Source organism: Mesorhizobium sp. M0074, from assembly GCF_040322975.1.
Classification (GTDB): Bacteria; Pseudomonadota; Alphaproteobacteria; order Rhizobiales; family Rhizobiaceae; genus Mesorhizobium.
In genome coordinates this window covers 1-517 of the sequence record NZ_JAMYUM010000109.1, presented here as the reverse complement: position 1 = coordinate 517, position 517 = coordinate 1, and the positions used below count along the sequence as shown (strand labels likewise).

1 protein-coding gene is annotated in these 517 nt (G+C 62.5%); it reads left to right on the top strand.

The features are described 5' to 3' along the window. Positions 1-517 (top strand): AMP-binding protein (locus tag NKJ73_RS34195; protein ID WP_352518210.1); only part of this gene is annotated, 517 nt, incomplete at both ends.

Sequence of the window (517 nt, the reverse complement as noted above, 5' to 3'; positions counted from 1 at the left end):
CGGTGGTCCATGAGGACGAGCGCCTGAGCTATGGCGAGCTCAACGCGCGGGCCAACCGGCTGGCGCATCATCTGATCGGGCTCGGTGTGAAGCCGGGGGATTGCGTTGCGACAGTGCTGAACCGCTCCGTCGCCCTTGTGGTGGCGCAACTGGCGATCCTCAAGGCGGGGGGAGTGTATGTGCCGGTCGATCGCGCTCTTCCATCTGCGCGACAAGAATGGCTGATGGCCGATTGTGCTGCGCGCCTGGTGCTTAGCGAGAGTGACGATGATGATCTGCTTGAGGTGACGATCCCTGTTCTGGCCATTGAGCCGCTCATGGCTGGGACTGGGTCTAGTGCCGATCCTGGCCTGGCATTGAGCGCCGAGGCTGCTGCTTACGTGATGTACACCTCCGGCTCGACCGGCCTTCCCAAGGGGGTTGTTGTTGCTCACCGTGCGGTCAACCGGCTCGTCATCAACAATGGCTATGCGCAGTTCAGCTCGAGTGATCGTGTGGCGTGGGTGGGTAATCCCGC